At 44.6% G+C, this 19,490-nt stretch carries 12 protein-coding genes and 1 pseudogene; 5 read left to right on the plus strand and 8 right to left on the minus strand.

Annotated features, from left to right (window positions below; all coding sequences use genetic code 11):
* The first annotated feature begins 153 nt into the window (after positions 1 to 153).
* Entirely contained in the window at positions 154 to 552 is a 399-nt protein-coding gene (locus SPEA_RS13915; protein ID WP_012155853.1) for a hypothetical protein, read from the plus strand.
* 258 nt (positions 553 to 810) lie between these two features.
* On the opposite strand, the gene SPEA_RS13920 is transcribed toward SPEA_RS13915, so the two are convergent.
* Both SPEA_RS13920 and SPEA_RS13925 read right to left on the minus strand, forming a co-directional pair.
* Positions 811 to 1,791: a hypothetical protein gene (locus SPEA_RS13920; RefSeq protein ID WP_012155854.1), complete on the minus strand. Its 981-nt coding sequence runs from the start codon at positions 1,789 to 1,791 to the stop codon at positions 811 to 813.
* A 321-nt stretch (positions 1,792 to 2,112) separates the two neighbouring features.
* Complete coding sequence (locus SPEA_RS13925) at positions 2,113 to 2,490, minus strand: site-specific integrase (RefSeq protein WP_317623677.1); 378 nt, start codon at positions 2,488 to 2,490, stop codon at positions 2,113 to 2,115.
* Positions 2,491 to 2,783: 293 nt separating this feature from the next.
* On the opposite strand from SPEA_RS13925, the gene SPEA_RS13930 reads away from it, so the two are divergent.
* Both SPEA_RS13930 and SPEA_RS13935 read left to right on the plus strand, forming a co-directional pair.
* The gene (locus SPEA_RS13930; protein ID WP_012155856.1) at positions 2,784 to 3,413 is read left to right on the plus strand and encodes a hypothetical protein; all 630 of its coding nucleotides are present in this window, start codon (positions 2,784 to 2,786) and stop codon (positions 3,411 to 3,413) included.
* A 158-nt stretch (positions 3,414 to 3,571) separates the two neighbouring features.
* Complete coding sequence (locus SPEA_RS13935; protein WP_041410977.1) at positions 3,572 to 4,030, plus strand: DUF4345 domain-containing protein; 459 nt, start codon at positions 3,572 to 3,574, stop codon at positions 4,028 to 4,030.
* Between the two features lie 305 nt (positions 4,031 to 4,335).
* On the opposite strand, the pseudogene SPEA_RS13940 reads toward SPEA_RS13935, so the two are convergent.
* The 4 genes and pseudogenes from SPEA_RS13940 to SPEA_RS13955 all read right to left on the minus strand — a co-directional run.
* A pseudogene (locus SPEA_RS13940) lies at positions 4,336 to 5,250 on the minus strand (IS91 family transposase); the annotation flags it as partial.
* A 413-nt stretch (positions 5,251 to 5,663) separates the two neighbouring features.
* Complete coding sequence (locus SPEA_RS13945; protein ID WP_190272072.1) at positions 5,664 to 6,950, minus strand: peptidoglycan DD-metalloendopeptidase family protein; 1,287 nt, start codon at positions 6,948 to 6,950, stop codon at positions 5,664 to 5,666.
* A gap of 228 nt (positions 6,951 to 7,178) precedes the next feature.
* Positions 7,179 to 10,235 carry an AAA family ATPase gene (locus SPEA_RS13950; protein ID WP_012155859.1) on the minus strand — a complete coding sequence of 1,019 codons (3,057 nt, stop codon included), beginning with the start codon at positions 10,233 to 10,235 and terminating at the stop codon, positions 7,179 to 7,181.
* Positions 10,232 to 11,377: an exonuclease SbcCD subunit D gene (locus tag SPEA_RS13955; protein ID WP_012155860.1), complete on the minus strand. Its 1,146-nt coding sequence runs from the start codon at positions 11,375 to 11,377 to the stop codon at positions 10,232 to 10,234. Before SPEA_RS13955 ends, SPEA_RS13950 begins: the two co-directional genes overlap by 4 nt.
* A gap of 346 nt (positions 11,378 to 11,723) precedes the next feature.
* Between SPEA_RS13955 and SPEA_RS13960 the strand changes: the two genes are divergently transcribed.
* On the plus strand, positions 11,724 to 12,974 hold the full coding sequence (locus SPEA_RS13960; RefSeq protein ID WP_012155861.1) for a valine--pyruvate transaminase: 1,251 nt from the start codon (positions 11,724 to 11,726) through the stop codon (positions 12,972 to 12,974).
* Positions 12,975 to 13,400: 426 nt separating this feature from the next.
* On the plus strand, positions 13,401 to 17,681 hold the full coding sequence (locus SPEA_RS13965; protein WP_012155862.1) for an SslE/AcfD family lipoprotein zinc metalloprotease: 4,281 nt from the start codon (positions 13,401 to 13,403) through the stop codon (positions 17,679 to 17,681).
* Positions 17,682 to 17,851: 170 nt separating this feature from the next.
* Here the strand turns inward: SPEA_RS13965 and blaOXA are convergent, their stop codons facing one another.
* Together blaOXA and SPEA_RS13975 are read right to left on the minus strand one after the other, a co-directional pair.
* Positions 17,852 to 18,622, minus strand: coding sequence for a class D beta-lactamase (gene blaOXA / locus SPEA_RS13970; RefSeq protein WP_150102233.1), 771 nt, complete (start codon positions 18,620 to 18,622; stop codon positions 17,852 to 17,854).
* A gap of 84 nt (positions 18,623 to 18,706) precedes the next feature.
* Entirely contained in the window at positions 18,707 to 19,486 is a 780-nt protein-coding gene (locus tag SPEA_RS13975) for a TSUP family transporter (protein WP_012155864.1), read from the minus strand.
* Between the last annotated feature and the right edge of the window lie 4 nt (positions 19,487 to 19,490).

Raw genomic sequence — 19,490 nt, forward strand, 5'->3', positions numbered from 1 at the left:
TCTATATGTCAGCAGGAAGTTATCAGCTAGCTCCTCACACGCAAACCGTGAACGATAATGATTTTCATTTAGCCGAGTTTGGATTACACTCTAAGCCATTGAGGATATAGGCACTAGCTGATCTTTTGGGTAATCGATGAAGAGTGAATACTTATGAGCGAAGAGTTAACTAACAAGCAGCAGAAGTGTCGCCGTAAGTTGGCTAAATACCAGCAAAAGATCAGCCATTATTCGCAGCTAAAAGACAGCGAAATCTCTTTGAAGAAGCGTGCGGCTAAGCTGTGTAAATATCGATTAAAAATCATCAAGCGCCAACTCAAGCTTAAGCGTATCGATGCACAAATTGTCCAGTTTGCCGCTTACACTAAACTGATACCCGCCAACGATAGTGCCGCCAATGCATCCATACTAACGCAGCACAGTGTCAATTCTTCCCCCGCTCAAGCTGACTTGTATCGCCCCCATAAGGCTAAGCCCTGTAAAAGCTGCCCTGCCCTTCGTGGAAAAGCTTGTTTATGTGCAATGAAAAACGAGCAGCGTAAACAAGCATAGATTCAGCCTTTGAATGAAGGCTGGTTACATTCTTTTTAACTGAGACACCCAAAATTATTCACTGCACTGGCAGCTTGAACTCGACATTGAGGTTGGTACTTTCCACCTCATCTTAAATACCCAATGCAGTCGCATAAGCACGTTAGCACGAGCTGAATATAATTGACGAGTAAACTATCGGTAACTAACGTGAAATTCATACAGCAGAAACATCAAACATCTGTTTGATAATGAAAAATGAGGGAGGGTTAAAGTAGACTAACTACAATCAAGCCATCGATGACAATTGGCAGCACCCTGTCGTCGTTTACGTTCAAGGTGTTCACAATAAGCCGTTAACTCTTGTGTGTTGCCCACTGGGCCTTTGAAGATTTTAGTGAACTCTGCAGTCATTTTAAGCCAGTTTTCAGCCGGAATATTCAAACGATGCAGCAGTTGCTCAGAAGAGCGACTGATAGCCCCTCTTTTATCATGCCGTTGAATACGCCCCGTATCATCAACCAGTTGAAGGTAATCTTTAGCATTAAACATCAACCCTTTGGGCATGTCTTGATGTTCATTTCCTACAAAAGACAATAACGAATCTGGCTGCTTCCCCTTCAACGTTGCTTTGATACGTAATTGAATACTCGTAAAATCAGAGGTTTCAGGTGAATCAGCCATCTTTGCTCGAATAGGGTTCAAATCAACATAGGCCATACAAGCCAAGACTGCAGCCTCATCAAGCAGTGCTTGAGACTTAAACCTGCCTTCCCAGAAGCGACCTTTACACTTATCCTCCGCATTGGCCTTTCGGGCTATGGGCTCATTTAATGCCCTCATAAACCAGGAGATATCCATCAACCTTATACGATACTCTTTAACCCGTTTATTGATGATGGCTTGCTGATAGGATTCAAGTGGCTGACCTTTAACAAAACTATGATTCAGGCTGTCACCTTTGAACAGTTTTTGCCATTGCGCAACAACCTCAATATCTGACCAAGACTTCGCTAATTCTGCATCTATACGCAAGACAAGATGCAGATGATTGCTCATTACCGCAAACGCACAGATATCAATGGCAAACACTTTTGCAAGCTGCAACAATCGCAGCTCAACCCAGTCACGCCTATGCTCATAGGATTGACCTGTATGCTTATCAACACCACATAAAAAAGCCTTTCGAACACAGCGAGATATACAATGATAAAACGGCGTATCCTCTAAGCTAACTAATGCTTTTCTTGGGGTTGGCATAACAAACTCCTCTATTCAGCCATAACTAAAGCCTAGTAAAGGAAACGTGCATTCACAATTCTGGGTGTCGCATTTATTAGTGTATAAGAAGTTGATCTAGTCAGAGCGTTTTTTGGCAAACTAATTCAAGGCGAATAACTGAAAGAATGGTTACTCCCTTGTGAAGTTGTTCAACGAAGAAGTAGGCAGCCAAAAACGCTCAAGAATGGCGAGTTTTAGCGGCTCTGATACTGCGTTAACGAGCTTAAACGTAGAATAACTATGCTCTACACTCGCAGCCTTGTCTCAGTGCCGCTAAACTCTCGCTGAGCGACCAAATCTTTATACTGATTGGTATAATACCTGAGGGATCCGGCTAGGCGCTTTAGCGTAAGGGAAGTTAAGGCCATCAGTGTTAATTCCAAGTACATGTTTGAATGCAAAAACTAATGCGCACAGGGCTTGTTTTTGTGTACTGGCACTAACACCACGCTGATTACTTAGATAGCACAAGAAAAGTTCTATATGAGAAGGCATTAACTCACGTGCACGTTGAACTTGGCTATATCTGATGAGATAGCGCGCCCAGTAAAGATAGGACTTTTCAGTTTGCAAACTGTAGTGACGAACTCTAATTTGTTCTCGAATAGCTTCAATAAAAGATAGCTTTTTGATAGGTGCCTCCCTCGAACCAAAGCTGTATATACATACAGTTATAATTTATTTTTGAAAAATTGCGAGAAAAGTGAGCAAAAAAACACTCTCTTACGCTCGATAAAATTCAAAAACTTTGATAAGTTATTGAAATAAAGATATTTAGTAAAAGATTGTAGAGACCTCTACATCAAGACGCTCACTTTTGCGGGCTTGATATTAATAAAATTGGTCTTAAATTTTCGTTTTATCAATATCAAACAGTCGGTTGGCTTGGTATGGTTGCTGCTAAGTTGAATTTTAGCCGGAAGATTATCGAGCAGCTAGATAATAAGACGTTACGTATCAAGGAGTGATGAATGACCACATACCCGCAAAGAGTAGCTGCTAATATTTTGCCTCTATCCGTAGCAGGAACATTACCTGATGCTTTCGGGGAGTGGTATTTCACCGATAATATTGAAGACCATGAAATTGCTAACGAAGACTGTGAGCTATGTGATCAAGAGCAGCTCAGATATCATTTCGAGATCAAAAACAGACGCACTAATCATCATCTTTGGGTGGGCTCTAGCTGCATACTAAAATTTCAAGTTCAAGTCTTTGAAAATGGCATTTTGCTTGATGCAAAAGGTTCTAAGAAGAAGCTTAACGAGTTAAAGCAGAAAATGCGGCTAGATTCATGTGTAAAATCTTTAAGAAATCTAGCTGAGACCGAAGATAACGTCATATTAAATAATGCATTAGACTTCTACCTAAAGAATAAATATTTGACACCAAAGTTTGCTTTCGTTGTTTTCTGGCGCTTATCAAGTAACAACATTGACCATAGCCCGTCATTCTTCAAAGTAAGTTTAAAAAATGACAAGTACAAACAAGACTTAACTCAAATGGATGAGAGTCGTGTCCACCTTATCTGGCCAGCTCTCACTAGTAGCCAGAGAAAACTAGCGATTCAATATGGCCACAGTGAGCCTGACAATACGTAACAAGCGCCTCAAAAACGACACCGTTTGCAGTCATGGTTTTAGCAAACATCGCAAAACAACATGCCAGCACGGTACGTGTTAGGCGGGCGTTATGTGTTTGATGCTTCAAGCACACGTGTTAATTGATAAAACTACATAAGAGAAAGGCAGATATATATATGGAAAATAAGAGTAAACCTGATAGCGGCGAAAGCTTTGAAAAGCAAAATATAATTGTACGATTTCTGCCATTGCTTGCATTGTGTATCGGCGGAACAATCCTCGCTACCTTTGGCAGTTGGAGAGTGTTCTCTCCTGTGTCATCTATGGCTCTTTTAGGAATGGTTGTGGACTCTACTGATATATCATTACTTAATGAACTACGGGGGAATCATGCGTTAAATATGGGGTTCGGACTACTAGCATTACTGTCTATCTGGCTCAAAAAGCTTCGTTCTCAGGCTCTCATAGGATTAACATTTTGCTTTGGATTTTACTTGCTAGGACGTTTAATAGGCCTTGCTATGGATGGTGCACCTAATGCTGACATCCAGTCTGGAATGTTAACAGAAGCTTTTCTGGTAACGTTAAGTGGGCTTGCGTTTCTAGCGCATTCAAAACTCCCTTCAAGTCAATAAATTAGGCACACATAACGAATAAGGATAGGCCGCGCGTAGCCGCGTCCTTATCCCGAGTGTTGAACAAGCCCGGGTTTGTAGGAAGTGATACCTTTATATAGTAAATAGCGGCGTGAGAGCTCACGCTGGTTTAGCGTCGGGGAGCTTAATTTACACTTTTGGCTAGTCATAGCTATCCCTTAGCACCGACAGCCAATAAGTAAGTCTATAGTTTCAAAAGCTTAATCACCTCCTGCGTTTCACTTCTAGAGATCTAAAATTTCAAAATTATGCTATCTTACCGCTTAAACAGTGGCGTTAGATTGCTAAGTGCTCTGGCTATGAAAGCTTGTCAGTCGCACCTGCTTTTTTCTATGTACGCCCATAAATGTCATCGGCTGCTGGCAGCAAGGACAAGGCCGCATTGCTGCAATGCGTTTTGCCTCTTCGACTAGGGGAAATACCGCCCCTGCGACAACGATCATCAACTGTATTTGTTGCCTCAGTTTGCAGAAGTTCCCGCCAAGTAATCCATAATCTCGTACTGGGCGTAACCCTTTGGGCAAAACATGCTGCAGCACTAACCATAGGAACTCTATCTCGGGTAAGGTACGCACTTTATTGGTCTGAGTTTGGCTGTCTAGATACTCGAAGCTGACGTGCCCATCGATATTACTGATGATATTTTTATCAGGCAATACACCGCGATAGAGGTATCTTGATAAGTACTTCAGTGCAGGTAAGCCTTTGCCAACATGCTGGCAATCTACCACCCACTTCTTTGGGGTAGCTGCTGGCAGTGTGATATCTAGCTTATTTGTCAGGTATTCCAGCAACCTTGCTCGCCACACTGTGGCGAGATTAAAGGCGTTGAACAGATATTTACCTCTGCTTTTTTGCCACTGCTTTTTGTCTTTGTTGAAGCTTCCAGCGGGAATGATGAAGTGAAGATGCGGATGGTAGTCTCGGCGTCTATTGTGGGTGTGCAACACGCCAGTAAAGCCAATTTTTCCGCCGAGCGATTTTGAGTTGTGTGCAAAGTCTTTAAGTACACTGGCCGCCACCGTGAACATCGCTTGATAGACTTGCTCTGGGTGAGACTTCGCGACGGCACGAAGCTCGAACGGTAAAGTGAACGTCACCATAAAATACTCAACGGGCAATAACTTAGTCTGCTGCTTATTGAGCCAGTCTTGTGTGGTGTTGTGCTGGCATTGAGAGCAACTTCGATGACCACAAGACTAGTAAAAGATAAGTAAAAGATAGGACAGCCATAACTTCCAATGTCAAAAATTGTGCTTTCCTATTGTGGTGTAGATACGGCCGTGACCGTCCATGACATGGTGAGAGATAGCGAAGTTATCAAGCTTTCGAACGAGAGGCATGGATGCCGAACTGGCTGTTTAACAGGGAGGTTATTGGAAACCGCAGAGCGGCTAAGGACGGCTTTATAGCGTCCCACTGAAGTAACGACATCTGAGCTTACTGCGAACTGTAGCTTTTCTTCGTGTCCTCTGTGACCTTCGTGGTGAATAGATTTTGTCCAAAAATAAATTTACTCTTACTCACAAACAAAAAGCCATCATTTGATGGCTTTTATCTATTTCTGGGCAGGACTCGCTTTACTGGACTTTACAGGTCCAGTAATTGAGCATTAAGCAATGCCCATCATCATCTTTCTCACTTTCACAATCTGGCTAAACTCCGCCATCTCTTTTGAAGAAAGTTTACTCGCCATAGGTATTTTGGCTTTCATCGAATCTACTGGGCGACCATTGATATGGAACTCATAATGCAGGTGTGGGCCTGTAACACGACCTGTATTACCCGACAGTCCAATAACTTGGCCGCGCGAGACTCGCTGGCCTTTATGGACAAGGAACTTAGATAGATGCAAGTAACGAGTACGGTACTTGTTACCGTGCTCAATCACCACATACTTACCCGCAAAACGATGATTGGTAACCAAAGACACGATACCATCACCTGGCGCCACAATTTTAGTGCCGATAGGAATGGCAAAGTCAGTGCCGTTATGAGGTGAATTTCTGCCTGTCACAGGGTGATGACGATTCGGGTTGAATCGAGAGCTAATACGGTAGTTCTTCATCAATGGAATTCGCTGAAATGCGCGCGCTAAGCTCTGGCCTTTTTCGTCATAGAAATTACCATCGCTATGTTGATAGGCATTGATACTACTGGAACCTCTGTCGATAGTGACTCCGAGTACATGACTGTTTCCCGTCGCTTCACCATCGATAAACTGATCGTTCATCAAAACCGAAAACTTGTCGCCAGCGCGAAGATCGCGGGCGAAATTAAGCTTCTCTTTTAATAATGATTCTACACGCTGGATCTCTGCGGCATTAAGGCCCATTTTCTTTGCCGAAACATAGAAAGAGCCGTGAATTTGACCAGAGATAGCACGGTCTCGCCAAATACCGTCAATATTAATTTCATCAACATTGAATGAACCATCATCGAAGCGAGTAAAAATCACCTGCCTTGCGGCGTTAAAGTAGAGCGTTAGCTTTTGCAGTTCACCTGCATCATTAAGCCAGAACTGGATCTTGTTGCCCGGTCTTAGTGTATCTAATGCCAACACATTTAAGTCAGCTTCGAGTACGCGGTACATGGTCTGCTGATCGACGCCGCCTTGCTCGAATAAGCCACTTAAAGTATCGCCTTTGACGATCTCTTTTTGAAATGCGGGCTTTGGCTCTAGCAATTCTGTACTGGGAACGGACACGGTTTGAGAAAGAATAGAATCGATATCAAGTTGAACTGGGATCCGCTGCGGTAATAGTTCATGACGGCTTGGCATCAATACGGCCGCGCCAATGATCAATACTGAACCTAAAAGAACTTTGCGATGGAAAGAAGGGATCCCCGCGAAGCGATTTTTAGACACATTTGAAAAGGAAAATTTACTTGGGTGCAACCTATGCCTCGACTTTCATTATTATGATTATCTATTTGACGATAAACCCCCTGTAAAACGAGGTTTGATGCCAAGTTATATCAAAAATAATTCAATTTACAAACTGATCCACTGCACAAATTACTGACGAACCCAAGATAACTTGTAGACTAAAAAAATTATCCCATTGTATTTGTTTAATAAACAAACAGACACAATAGGATTAATTAGCTTTAACGCGAAAATGAATTAAGGCAGTACTATGCTCACCTCACTCCCCACTGCGGTCTTATTGATATCGATACGGGTTCCTATCTGCTCCTTCATCTCTGACACATGGGAGATCACCCCGATCATACGACCGGAAGATTGCAGATCCATCAAGGTCCGAATAGCGAGATCGAGTGAGTCTTGATCTAAACTGCCAAAACCCTCATCAATAAATAGCGTGTCGAGCTTAATACCACCAGCATAAGCCTGCACCACATCGGATAAACCTAGTGCCATAGACAGGGCCGCCATAAAGCTTTCACCACCACTGAGTGTCGCAACTGGGCGCACCTTAGAGGTGTAGGCATCTTCAACTTCTAACTCAAGCCCTGACGCCTTGTTACCCTTAGCTCGCTCTTCTTTACGTAACAAACGATAGCGGCCTTTACTCATCAATTGCAGACGATGACTCGCCTCAAGCAATACGTCATCAAGCAGCACACTAAGCACAAAACGCTGTAAGCTGATTTTATTGCCCGTTTGACCATTGGCGACCTCAGATAGGGTCCCTATCACGCCATACTCATCTTCGAGTTTCTTGGCTTTAGCATCGGCCTCTTTAAGCAGCTTTTGGGTTTGGCTTAATTGAGTGACTCGAGTCTGCAGAGTTTGCCATGTATTTTCAGCCGCTTGCTGCTGTGTTTGAAGAGCATTAAGCTCGGCTACGAGCGTATCTAGCTCAGGTTTCACTCGCTCTGCTAACTTTTCATGTAGTTCGGTCAATCTGGTGTCATTTGCAGTGCACGCTTGCTGATAGTGACTAATCTCTTCGCTTATCGCTTTAAGTTCGTCATTAGATAACAAGGCCTGAGCGAGGGCTTGCTGATCACTAAAGCCTGCACTTAACAGTTGAGTCGTTAATTCCGTTAACGCTTTTTCACTGCGCTCTTTCGCTTGCGTCAGACTCGACTGCGCAGCAGTTAAGGCCGAAGAGTTAGACGCGTCTAATTCGGCTGCCTGACTATGGTTTTGGCGGGTCGAATTAATCACTTGCTGCATAGCTGCAATTTGCCCATTAACTTGCTCAATTGCAGCATTTAAGGCATCAAGGCTACGATATTGCTCAGGAATGGCCGTTGATGCATGCTTAAACTGACCTTGCAGCTCCGCCAGCAAGCTTTGTTGTTCAGAAAAATGCTCTCGCTCACTATCGAGTTGAGTTTGTAGCGCTCTTTCTTTAGTTTGCCACTGTTGCAGTTGCCCTCTTAACTGAGTTAATTGCTCGGCAGCAGCATTCGCCTGCTTAAGCTGTTGTTGTCGTTGCAACAAGTCTGATTGAAGGTTTTCAAATGTTTGCTGACTGGCATCACCAATTTTTTGCAATAGCTCAGCCGCGCGCTTTAACTGCTCTTGATGCTTAGTATTAAGGCTTGAGTATTCCGCCCGCGCTTGGTTTAGCGACTCATTAGCCGACTCTTCAGCTTGCAGTGCTTGTTGCAGCTGCTCTTCTGTTGGTAATTGCTCAGCGCTTTGTGCAGGGTTTGGATGTTCACCGCTGCCGCATACCGGGCATGGCGAACCTGGGCTTAGCTGTAAGGCTAAACTGGCCGCTTGGCCCCGATGCCAAATAAGCTGTAACTGTCGATGCTGAGTTTGCGCCTCATTAAAGCGGGTGCGTAACTGGCCGCCCTTCTCTTTTGCCAGTGTTAAAGCCTGCTCGGTATGGCTCGCATCGATACTCGCTTGTTGCCAAAGCTGATAACGCTCTATCAAATCGGTTTGGGCGCTCAATGCTTGTTGGGCATTAACTTGCTCAGCTGCAAATTGCTCTAATTGTGGTAACTGCTGCTCGGCTTGTTGTTTTTGCACTTGCAGCGCATCTAACTGGCCTTTCTCGTTAATGCCTTTCTCTTTGGCTTGCTCTAGCTGCAAGCAAGCTTGATTAACGTTATTTTGAAGCGCGTCGAGCCCTTTTAGCTGAGGTTCTAATTTGCTTAATTGCTGTAGCTCACTTTGTGCATGTTGCAGCTTTTGCTCTTGCTCAGGTAGCGCTTCAAATTGAGCCTGGCTAAGCGATAACGCTTGTGAGCTATGCTCTTTCGCCGCTTGTGCATTAACGCATGCGCCTTGGGCCTGTGCCACTTCTGCGTCACGGGCAAGTGACACATCAAGCACAGGTTTAAGTTGCAGTGCTTTTTGGCCGCTCTCAAGTCTTACTTGCTGCTGGGTGATGGCTTTCTTTTTATCATCTAGTAATACAGCGGTTTGCTTAAGCTTATCTAACGCCTCAAAGTCATTAGTTAATGTCTTAGCCGACTCAAACTGCTTGTTGGCCTCAATCAGCGCCTGCTGGCTTTGCTGTTTTAATGCCGCTGCAGCGTTAAGCTCAGGCTCAAGCTCTGTGAGCTCTTGTGTCAGTTCATCATCCGATTCAAGACTAATGTTGGCTAACATGCCGTCACGCTTGTTACGGTGATCGCGCACTTCCGCCTTAATTGCAGATGCTTGGAACTTTAATTTGTCTTCAATTTTACGATAGATTTGCGTCTGAAATAGCTGACTAAAAATCTTCTCTCTGTCTTTTGAGTCCGCCATTAATAGTTCGCGGAACTTGCCCTGTGGCAGCACCATCACCTGACGAAACTGATCCGCATCAAGGCCTGTCAGGCTCTCTATTTCAGCTGTGGCCTCTGAAACTTTACTCGCCACCAGCAAGTGCTCGCTGCCATCGCTATCGATACGGTATAGCTGCGCTTCTGGTTTTTGCACCGTATAACCATCGCCACTCTTTTTAGCTCGCTGCTGCTCTGGTACCCGTCGAATACGGTACTGCTTATCGCCCAGTGCAAAACTGAAGGTCACTTCGGTGAGTAGGCTGTCAGCGGCTAAGTCACAGCGCATCTGGCTGCCTTCACGCTCATCGCCCGTGGTCTTGCCATATAGCGCAAAACAGATGCCATCTAATAGCGTGGTTTTACCCGCTCCGGTTGGGCCGTTGATCAAAAACAGCGGATTAGAGCCTAGCGCTGAAAAGTCGGTTATTTGCGTCGATGCAAATGGGCCGAACGCAGACATTTCTAGAGTAAGCGGTCTCATGATGTGCGCTCCGCTTTGTGTAATTCATCGATTGCAGTGATCATGGCTTGTTGCTGCGCCTCTGTCATAGGCTCGCCCGATACTTGCGCAAAGAAGTCAGTAAACATGTCTAATTCGCCCTTCTTAATATGATCTCGGCTTAGCTCAACCTTACTCTTGTCACTCATCAAGCCTGTCCGCTCTAGATGCAGTACATTCGGGTACACACTTCTCAGTTTACCCATGGCATCTAAGATGGCCGTTTTATCACTGAGTCTCACCATCAGGTAATCTTCACGGTTCAGATCCGTTTTGCCCTGTTCGAGTAATTGAGCCAACTCACCTTCGATAATGCGTACATCTCGCACGGCTTTCAAAGGCAATAACTCAAAGGTTGCTTTGCCGTCACAGTCTAATTCAACCAAGGTGACTGACTTGTTCTGATGCTGTTCACTGAAGGAGTATTTAAGCAGCGAACCCGAATATCTCACATGCTCAGCGCCTTTATATTGCGGGCCGTGCAAATGCCCTAACGCCGTATAGTTAAAAGGTGTGAACAATTTTGGTGAGATCTTATCTGCGCCGCCGATACTCAGCGGACGCTCAGACTCAGACTCACTGCCGCCATCGAGAAAACAGTGACTGACAACGACTTTTGGTAAGCCTTTACTGTCGTGCAGTTCAACCTGTTCAAGCAGTTTTGCCATCGCCTCTTCGTGAGTGCTAGCCTCACAATCAAACACCTGACGCACTGTGGCTGGATCGGCATAAGGTAGACCATAAAACATGGCACTCCCCTGTTTACCTTTAAGCTCAATAGCCCTCACCTCCTGTGTTAACGGCCCTACGATATGCAGGCCGCTGTCATTCATCTGTCTTGAGGCAAAACCGAGACGTTCGTGACCGTCATGATTACCGGCAATCATGATAAGCGGGATTTTTAACTCGTTTACCAGACGGTTAACCACGTCATCTAATAGGGCGACCGCATTCGCTGGCGGAACCGATCTGTCATAGATATCGCCAGCGACAACCACCGCATCGACGTTATGCTCTGTCGCGAGTTCGATTATTTGATTGAGAACAAAGCACTGATCATCGAGCAGACTCTGGTTATGAAGCTGTCTGCCAATATGCCAGTCAGATGTATGGATAAATTTCATGCTTTCTCGTTTAACAATGAGGGGACGGCTGCGCGTCAATTAAGACTATCTGCTAAGACTGAGCGCGGTAAGTTACCGTTTGATAAAGCAGATAGTAAGAAAACTAAGCCGATTTAACAATAGGTCACTTCAACGCTGCACACTAACTGCGGTTTTGCCCAGCTATCGCGGCTCATAAACGCTATGCTCGTTTGATTAAAACTGAGCAAGTGAACAAAAAACTTACGATTTCCACAATAAAACATGATGAATGCCAAATTAATCACTAAAAAATCAAAAAGGGGGTGCGTTTTTCACTGAGTATTGTTACTACAGGCGTACTTAAGTAATTGTGGTACTAGATAGCATGCAGTTTTCAAAGTTTGGTGAAAAATTTAATCGTTATTCCGGCATTACCCAGTTAATGGATGATCTCAATGAAGGATTGCGCACTCCAGGCGCAATTATGCTTGGCGGAGGCAACCCCGCTTCTATTCCAGCCATGCAAGATTACTTTCATCAGGCGACGGCAGATATGCTAGCCAATGGCGAACTCGTCGCGGCATTAAGCAATTATGACGGCCCTCAAGGAAAAGACGCCTTCTTAACGGCTCTAGCGACTTTACTACGTGATACTTATGGCTGGGAGATCAGCGAGAAAAACATCAGCCTAAGTAATGGCAGCCAGAGTGCGTTTTTCAACTTGTTTAATCTACTCGCGGGTGAACAAAGCGATGGCTGCATAAAGAAAATCTTACTGCCCCTTGCCCCCGAATACATTGGCTACAACGATGCGGGTCTAGATGATGACATTTTTGTCTCTTACCGCCCCGATATTGAGATGCTAGATAATCGCATGTTTAAGTACCATGTAGATTTCGAGCAGTTGCAAATCGATGACTCGATTGCCGCAATCTGTGTGTCTCGACCAACGAACCCCACTGGTAACGTGCTCACCGATGCAGAAATCAGTAAACTCGACGAGTTAGCACGTGCAAAGGGCGTCCCTCTCATCATAGACAATGCCTACGGCACGCCATTTCCCAATATCATTTTTGAGGAAGTGACACCATTTTGGAACAGCAACACCATCTTGTGTATGAGCCTATCTAAACTTGGCCTACCCGGTGTGCGCTGCGGCATAGTGATCGCGAGCGAAGAGATCACGGCAGCACTTTCTAACCTCAATGCTATCATCAGCCTAGCACCAGGGGGATTTGGCCCCGCCATAGCTAAACACATGATTGAGTCGGGCGACCTGCTGCATTTAAGCGAAAATGTTATCAAGCCTTTTTATCAGCAAAAGTCTGAGTTTGCCGTGTCATTACTGCAGCAATCTATTAGCGATAGCCGATTCAGAATTCACAAACCCGAAGGCGCGATGTTCCTCTGGCTTTGGTTTGATAAATTACCTATCACCACCATGGAGCTTTATAACAGGCTGAAAGCCCGTGGCGTATTAATTGTACCGGGCGAGTATTTTTTCTTTGGATTAGAGCAAGATTGGGAGCATGCGCATCAGTGCTTACGCATGAACTATGTGCAAGATGAAGCCAAAATGCGTGCTGGCATCGCGATTATCAGCGAAGAAGTCGCCAAGGCCTACACAGAACTTTAAAACCATAGAGCTTTAAAACCATACAGCTAACTTTGTAAACTTCCTCCCCATTAAATACCGATAAGCGATTGCTCAGGTTTCTAGTCAGAACTAGATCTGACTAGAAACCTGAGTCATCGCTTACTTGTCTAGCTAGATAAAATTCATACAAATATATCTTCTCCTATTAATTAGGCACTTAGCTTAATTAAAATTATGTTTTTTACATTTTTATTGAGATAATAATCGGCTTATTTTGTATAAATATCGGCTCCGCCCTTAACTCTTTAACTTTGCTGTCGCCTATATAGTTAATCGATGACGCTATCTCTTAACTTTCAAAACCTAGTGTTAACACCCGAGCAAATCGCAAACCATCTTCTCTAAGATCTAACTCCGGATAGATTTTAGAGAAAGCAACTTTGCTTTTTGTCATGAGATCATAAAATGAAAAAACTAATACTTGCTGTAGTCATCAGCAATTTATTGGCAGGCTGTGGCGATTACACAGATGCACCATCGACACCTGTAGAACCTAGCATACCGCCAACAGACCTTATCCCTGCTAAAAAAACTTATCAGGGCAGTTTATTGTTAAGTGGCAAAAAGTTATCTGGCCATATCAGTTGTAACGGCCAAGCCTTAGGCCATGGTGGAAGCTTTACCTTTAAAGATGGCGATAACGTCAGCTGTACTTACGGTTCTTTAGAGTTATTAAATAAAGATATTCCATTACCGGATGGCTGGACACGAGACAGCCATAATGCAATGGCCCTAGAGATCAAAGATGATTGGGCACATGCCATTAGCGTGACCGATGCTGCCAAAGTCATGAGTAAGGTCAGCACTTGCCCAGCACTTGCCGATGAGATCTGTCTTGATGAAATAGACAGCTTTGATGTATCACCGCTATTTTCAAACGGCAATGCTGCAGATATTAATGCATTTTTAAATCCACCCGCAGCGGAAGAAACTGATGAAATCGATAAAGCACCAAGCTCTCACGTTGATAGCAGCTTAACCCCAGAAGTCTCAGCTGGAACAAAGCCCGACATTAATGCTGACTTTGTGTCTGCCTCGGCAGAAGATGCTTACACCTATAAACCAAGTGAAGACGCGCGAGTAGAGTCAGAAAGTGTATTAACCGACAACCAAGGCAAGCCCATTGCAGGTGTGAATTACTACACTAAGTCTTCACGAGGAATTACAGACGCTAGCGGTATCGTGTCTTATGTATGGGGCGAAACCATTACTTTCGGACTCGATACCTTTACCTTCAGCTCAGTCAAAGGTAATCAAATCGAGTACAAACTGTCTGATGGTTCAGAAAATGAAATTGTAAAACAAAACATTTCGGCACTCATCGAACGTTACGCCACCCACACCACAGACAGCGTTTCTTTTGACGAAAATGTCCACAGAGTGTTTGGTCAATATCCAAACGTGATTAATGAGATCATCAATCTTAATCTACCAAATGGCGCAGAAATTGAGTCAAGTGGTTACTTTGTTCCTAACGAATTTAACGCGCAATTTAACACTGGTCTCGCGCTGATCATTGACGCTGAGTTGAACTTAAGTCCGACTAGGTTTAGCCAGCAAGCAACGCCACTTCTGCAAAAAGCGGGTTATGTAACTAATAGCTTGCAGCAGCTGTATAAAGACGTTGACCAATTCCACGTATTTCACGATAACTCATCTTTTTATGGCGAAGTGGGCTATGCACGTTTTATGCGTTCTATGAACACCTCTAACACCGCATTCCCGGTATTAATGCCACGCAATGACGTTAACTACTGGCTACCATTTGGATCAGAGCAAGCCTATCGTCGTGACGACGGCTTCCCTTATGTCACAGATGCAAAAACGATCGATGCCAGTTCTGATGTCATTCTTAAGCGTCCAGAGCGAGTTGGCACTGACACGGCAACTTATAATTTGCCTGTCATCACAGCGGGTGAGATAGGACTAGGGAAAGTGGTATTTATGGGTAACAGCATGTACCCAAATATTCTCAGCAAACCTGAAAACTACTGGGCCGGCGGCGAAGAGGCAGGTAAAGACAACGGCAGTATGCCGACCTTCTTTATGAATATGTTCACTTGGTTTACCCCTGGCTATGACAACGGTAAAACTACAATTAATGTGGGTTCAAACATAGATAAAGTGTGGCAGTCAAACGTCAATAACAATCAAACTTATGACTTTTTTGTCCATGGGTCTTATAAGCTCAACGTGGAGCCGCTTTCATCTGGCAGTTATGCTGGCCTAGATCCTAAAACAACGCCAGTGCTAATACTGCAGGCCTATGAAACAGGCTTATTTGGCGATGGTATGAGTGTAAAAGTACTTGCAGACATCGCTCAACCTAAACTCACAACGGCAGACGTAACAGCATTAATTAAGTATATCAATGCTGGCGGTAACGTTTTGTTTATGGACGGTATCGAGCAACTTAACCCTGAGCCTATCGCACGCCTTGCCGATACCGCCGGTATTGCTTTAGGTGGGGCTAACCTTGCTCGAACTCGCCAAGCATATTGTGGTGAAAGCTATTACTGCCAAGCACCCTATCCTAATGCCCGTGCTAGCTTTACCGACACACTTGTGACTTATGAAAAGTTCGATGATATGTCCAAGTTTGTGGTTAACCAAGACGGCACTGTGAACTTCCCGTCTCCAATCGATAAGCCAGAGTTTGGTATTGCTCAGTTCAAAACCACCGCTGAAGATGGTAGTGAGCAAGATAATTTTGCATTTTACAGCGTCAAAACAGAAGCGGAACGCCTAGAAGCCGTCGCCAAAATCAAAGCCGCCTTCCCGAAAGTTAAAGAGTGTACTGACGCAAGTTATGATTATGAGATTGGCTGTATTGAAACCCGTAAAGGCCATGGCTTAGCAACGGGAAGTCGATACTACAGACCGAGATTCACTCGTTACGAGATAAGTCCAGACGTGGTTAACACCATGGTCAAGGCTGCAAATCTTGGCGGTAATGTTGAAAAACTGTACCAGCATGAAATCTACTATCGCAGTCAAGGTAAAGAAGGCAGCCGTTTATCGTTAAATGAGCTAAACCAAACCTATGACAACCTCTCTATTTGGTTTTGGAATGATGAACAATACAGCTATAACTCTGAAGTTCAGGATGAGTTAGGCTTTAAAAAAGCCACTGAGTTCTTAAACTGTTATACCTCTGACGTGCATCAGCCAGACAATGCCTGCGCCGCTGATACGAGAGAAAAGTTATTAAAGTACGGCATGCTAACTTCAAGTGGTGAGCTTAACCCTAGCTATCCATTGAACTACCAAGAAAAGCCACTGACTCGCATCATGCTTGGCCGTTCATATTGGGATAACGACATCAGTGTCGACACCGAAATGTACCCAGGAAACACTGCCGCTGAAGGAAGCAATGCCAGCGTGCAAATTGAAACCTTCAACAATGCAGTGGTGGGGACTGCAAACAACATGCAATCAACTGGATTGTGGGCGGTTAAACGTAGTGTTGTCACCGTTAGCGGTAATCACGACGCCACCATTACTGTTGCCCTTGTTGATGATGTAACGGGTAAACATGAGCATGAGTTGTCGTTAAAGCGCCCTTCTCGTGTACAGAAGTCATGGAGTCATAAGGCGGGGTCTACCACTGAGATTATTGCGCCATATGGCGGCCTAATTTACATAAAGCCTGCAAGTACAGATACAGCCAATAGGGTTGAATTTAACTTTAGCGGCGTATTGGAAGCATCTCTATGGAAAAACGGCCAATGGCAAAATCCTGTTAACCAAGAGGTGCCTTTGGCTGAAGTGGTTACAGGTCAGTTTGTTTACACCACTCCGGTTAACAATGTTACCGATACAGATATTCAAGCGTTTGCCAGTGGCATGAATGACTTTGCAGAAAAGGCCAGTGATTTCCACGCAAGAGACAACAGCGACGGTAATATGCGCTTTACGGGCAAGTTATTGCCTGAGCACAGCCATCGCTTTGTTAACGACGTACAAATCTCTATTGGTGCAGCCCATTCTGGTTACCCTGTGATGAGCACGACCTATAACCGTGATGCTAATAGCATCCCAACTATCCCGGATAATGATTGGTTATTGTGGCATGAAATCGGTCATAACCTTGCCGCTGCGCCTTTCAATGTGAAGGGCGCGACTGAAGTCGCCAACAACCTGTTAGCCCTTTATATGCAAGATCTTCGCGATAATGGTGATGGCCAAATGGATCGGGTTAAAACCGATATCCAGAAAGCCCCTATGATGATAAGTCGTGATGAAGGCCATGTATGGAGCCACGGCAATGCAGGCTCTCGCTTGGTGATGTTCGCTCAATTAAAAGTTTGGGCACAAGAGCACTTCAAGATTGCAGACCACTTTAAAGGCCAAACTATCCCATCTTACTATGGTGAAGATGAAGGCTGGAACATGTTCAAACTGATGCATCATGAAGCGAGAAATAACAACAACTCATCTTGTTCGGCTCAAAATGCTAACGGTCTTAGTCAGGGTGATTTGCTTATGGCCTGTACTTCAGCGGTATCGGGATATGATCTAACCCCATTCTTTGAAGCTTGGAATCCAAGTGAAGTCTCAGTTATCACTGCAGATGGTAGCCGTGACTATCAAGGCGGCATCACAGCCGATGGTATTGGCTATGTGAAGTCTTTAGATCTTCCAGAGCCTAAGGTTAAGCCGGAAACTATCGATTACATTAATTAATCTAGACGGCTCTTAAGCCGAAACCACAGACTCAAGTTAAAGACAGCTTAAGTAAAAAAGCCCCTTAGTTAGCACTAAGGGGCTTTTAATTTTAAGGAGCTAGCCTAAGCAAAGAATCCGCCTTCTAAGTAGGTGGTTTAGGGCTGAAAAAAAGTGAGTTAGTAAAGGGATTACTGCCCAGCAGGTAGAGCATCGATTGATTGCAGCACTTCTCGTACGATAGCCTCTCGCTTATAGAGATCTTGCATTCTATTTGGCGTATCGATATTAAGTGCAAAAAACACCGGTCCTGTTGGCCACTCAACCCAACCGACCCACCAGCCATGTTGCCCCTGCCAGCCTGTTTTTGCCCGTAAAATCCAATCTCTTCCCGCTTCAACAATCATAATATCTTTGACTAAGAGCTGAGCTGCCAATTCAAATGGCAATTGATTTCGATACAGCTTTTGTAGGAATTCAACTTGCTCCGCGGCTGAAATCGCCAGCTTACCGTCAATCCAGTAACTGCTACCGTCAGTACTTGAATGCTCAAAGCTCGGATCCGCATTACCGTAATCGATGAGCGATAAATAATTCTGAGCCTTACTCTCACCTAACTGCTTAGCAAATTCATCATAAACCCAAACAGCAGAACTTCGCATGGCAGAGCGTAGGTTCTGATCTTGATTGTGCGGTGAGTAACTGCGTTCAATACCATCCCAGTTAAAGACTTGAAACTCGTCTTTTACTAAATTCGAGTCTAGGGCAAACAGACTATGGGGAATTTTGAATGTCGACGCCGGCGAATAACGTTTATGCGCTCGCTGGTTATCTAGGACCATAGCTTTAGCCGTTGCATCACGTTTATCAAGTACGACTATCGTCCCCTTGGCATGATACTTGTCAAAGTGTGCCTGCCAGTCAGACTGCTCTTCATAGGCTGCTGAGGCCATTATAGGCATAACAGCTACAGCTGATAACAGAAGATAAAACAATAGCCAAATACTCGAGTGATTTTTTAAAATAGTCATCCTTGAAGATCTCGATTAAAACCAAGCAAACAGGTCGTACTGGCTTGATAATAGCTTAACGCTCATGGCAATAGACATCACAACCACTAACGGTCTGATAATTTTAGTGCCCTTGGTTAACACTAATCTCGAGCCTAGCGTAGCGCCAATCGCCTGCCCTATCAACATCACCCCACCTAGCATCCAAAAGACTTTACCGCCAATGGCAAAGAAAATAAGCGAAGCGATATTGGTTGAAAAGTTTAAGATTTTGGCATGCGCAGTGGCTTTAGCAAGGCCATAACCGGCCAGTGACACAAAGGCCAATGCAAAGAAACTACCTGTGCCCGGCCCAAAGAAGCCATCATAAAAGCCCACGGCTAATGCTGCAGTAAAGGCAAACACGCCGGGAGTGAGTACTTGCAGTTTATCTTCTTCACTGATTTTTTTTGAAAATAGAAAATAGCCACCGATGGCGAGCATCAAGAAAGGTAAGAACACTTCTAAGAAAGCGGGATCTATCATCTGCACTGCTATGGTGCCCAATGCAGCACCAACAAAGGCACAAGCAATACTGAGCTTCATATCGCTGAGCTTCACCATGCCTTTACGCACAAAATAAAAGCTCGCAAAAAAGCTACCACCACAGGCTTGTAGCTTATTGGTCGCCAATGCCACCGTTGGTGGCAGCCCTGCCCACATCAGCGCTGGTATCGTCAGTAATCCGCCTCCACCTGCAATCGCGTCGATAAAACCTGCCAACATAGCAACAAAAAACAGCAGAGCGATAAGTTCAAAAGTCAGATCTAGAGTCATGATT

It is taken from the genome of Shewanella pealeana ATCC 700345, from assembly GCF_000018285.1.
Classification (GTDB): domain Bacteria; phylum Pseudomonadota; class Gammaproteobacteria; order Enterobacterales; family Shewanellaceae; genus Shewanella; species Shewanella pealeana.

Excerpts from the sequence above, each read along its gene's own strand:
- SPEA_RS13920 (WP_012155854.1), bottom strand. The coding sequence starts at position 1,791 with ATGCCAACCCCAAGAAAAGCATTAGTTAGCTTAGAGGATACGCCGTTT.
- SPEA_RS13915 (WP_012155853.1), top strand. The coding sequence starts at position 154 with ATGAGCGAAGAGTTAACTAACAAGCAGCAGAAGTGTCGCCGTAAGTTG.
- SPEA_RS13950 (WP_012155859.1), bottom strand. The coding sequence starts at position 10,235 with ATGAGACCGCTTACTCTAGAAATGTCTGCGTTCGGCCCATTTGCATCG.
- SPEA_RS13975 (WP_012155864.1), bottom strand. The coding sequence starts at position 19,486 with ATGACTCTAGATCTGACTTTTGAACTTATCGCTCTGCTGTTTTTTGTT.
- SPEA_RS13965 (WP_012155862.1), top strand. The coding sequence starts at position 13,401 with ATGAAAAAACTAATACTTGCTGTAGTCATCAGCAATTTATTGGCAGGC.
- SPEA_RS13960 (WP_012155861.1), top strand. The coding sequence starts at position 11,724 with ATGCAGTTTTCAAAGTTTGGTGAAAAATTTAATCGTTATTCCGGCATT.
- SPEA_RS13935 (WP_041410977.1), top strand. The coding sequence starts at position 3,572 with ATGGAAAATAAGAGTAAACCTGATAGCGGCGAAAGCTTTGAAAAGCAA.
- blaOXA (WP_150102233.1), bottom strand. The coding sequence starts at position 18,622 with ATGCCTATAATGGCCTCAGCAGCCTATGAAGAGCAGTCTGACTGGCAG.
- SPEA_RS13955 (WP_012155860.1), bottom strand. The coding sequence starts at position 11,377 with ATGAAATTTATCCATACATCTGACTGGCATATTGGCAGACAGCTTCAT.
- SPEA_RS13930 (WP_012155856.1), top strand. The coding sequence starts at position 2,784 with ATGACCACATACCCGCAAAGAGTAGCTGCTAATATTTTGCCTCTATCC.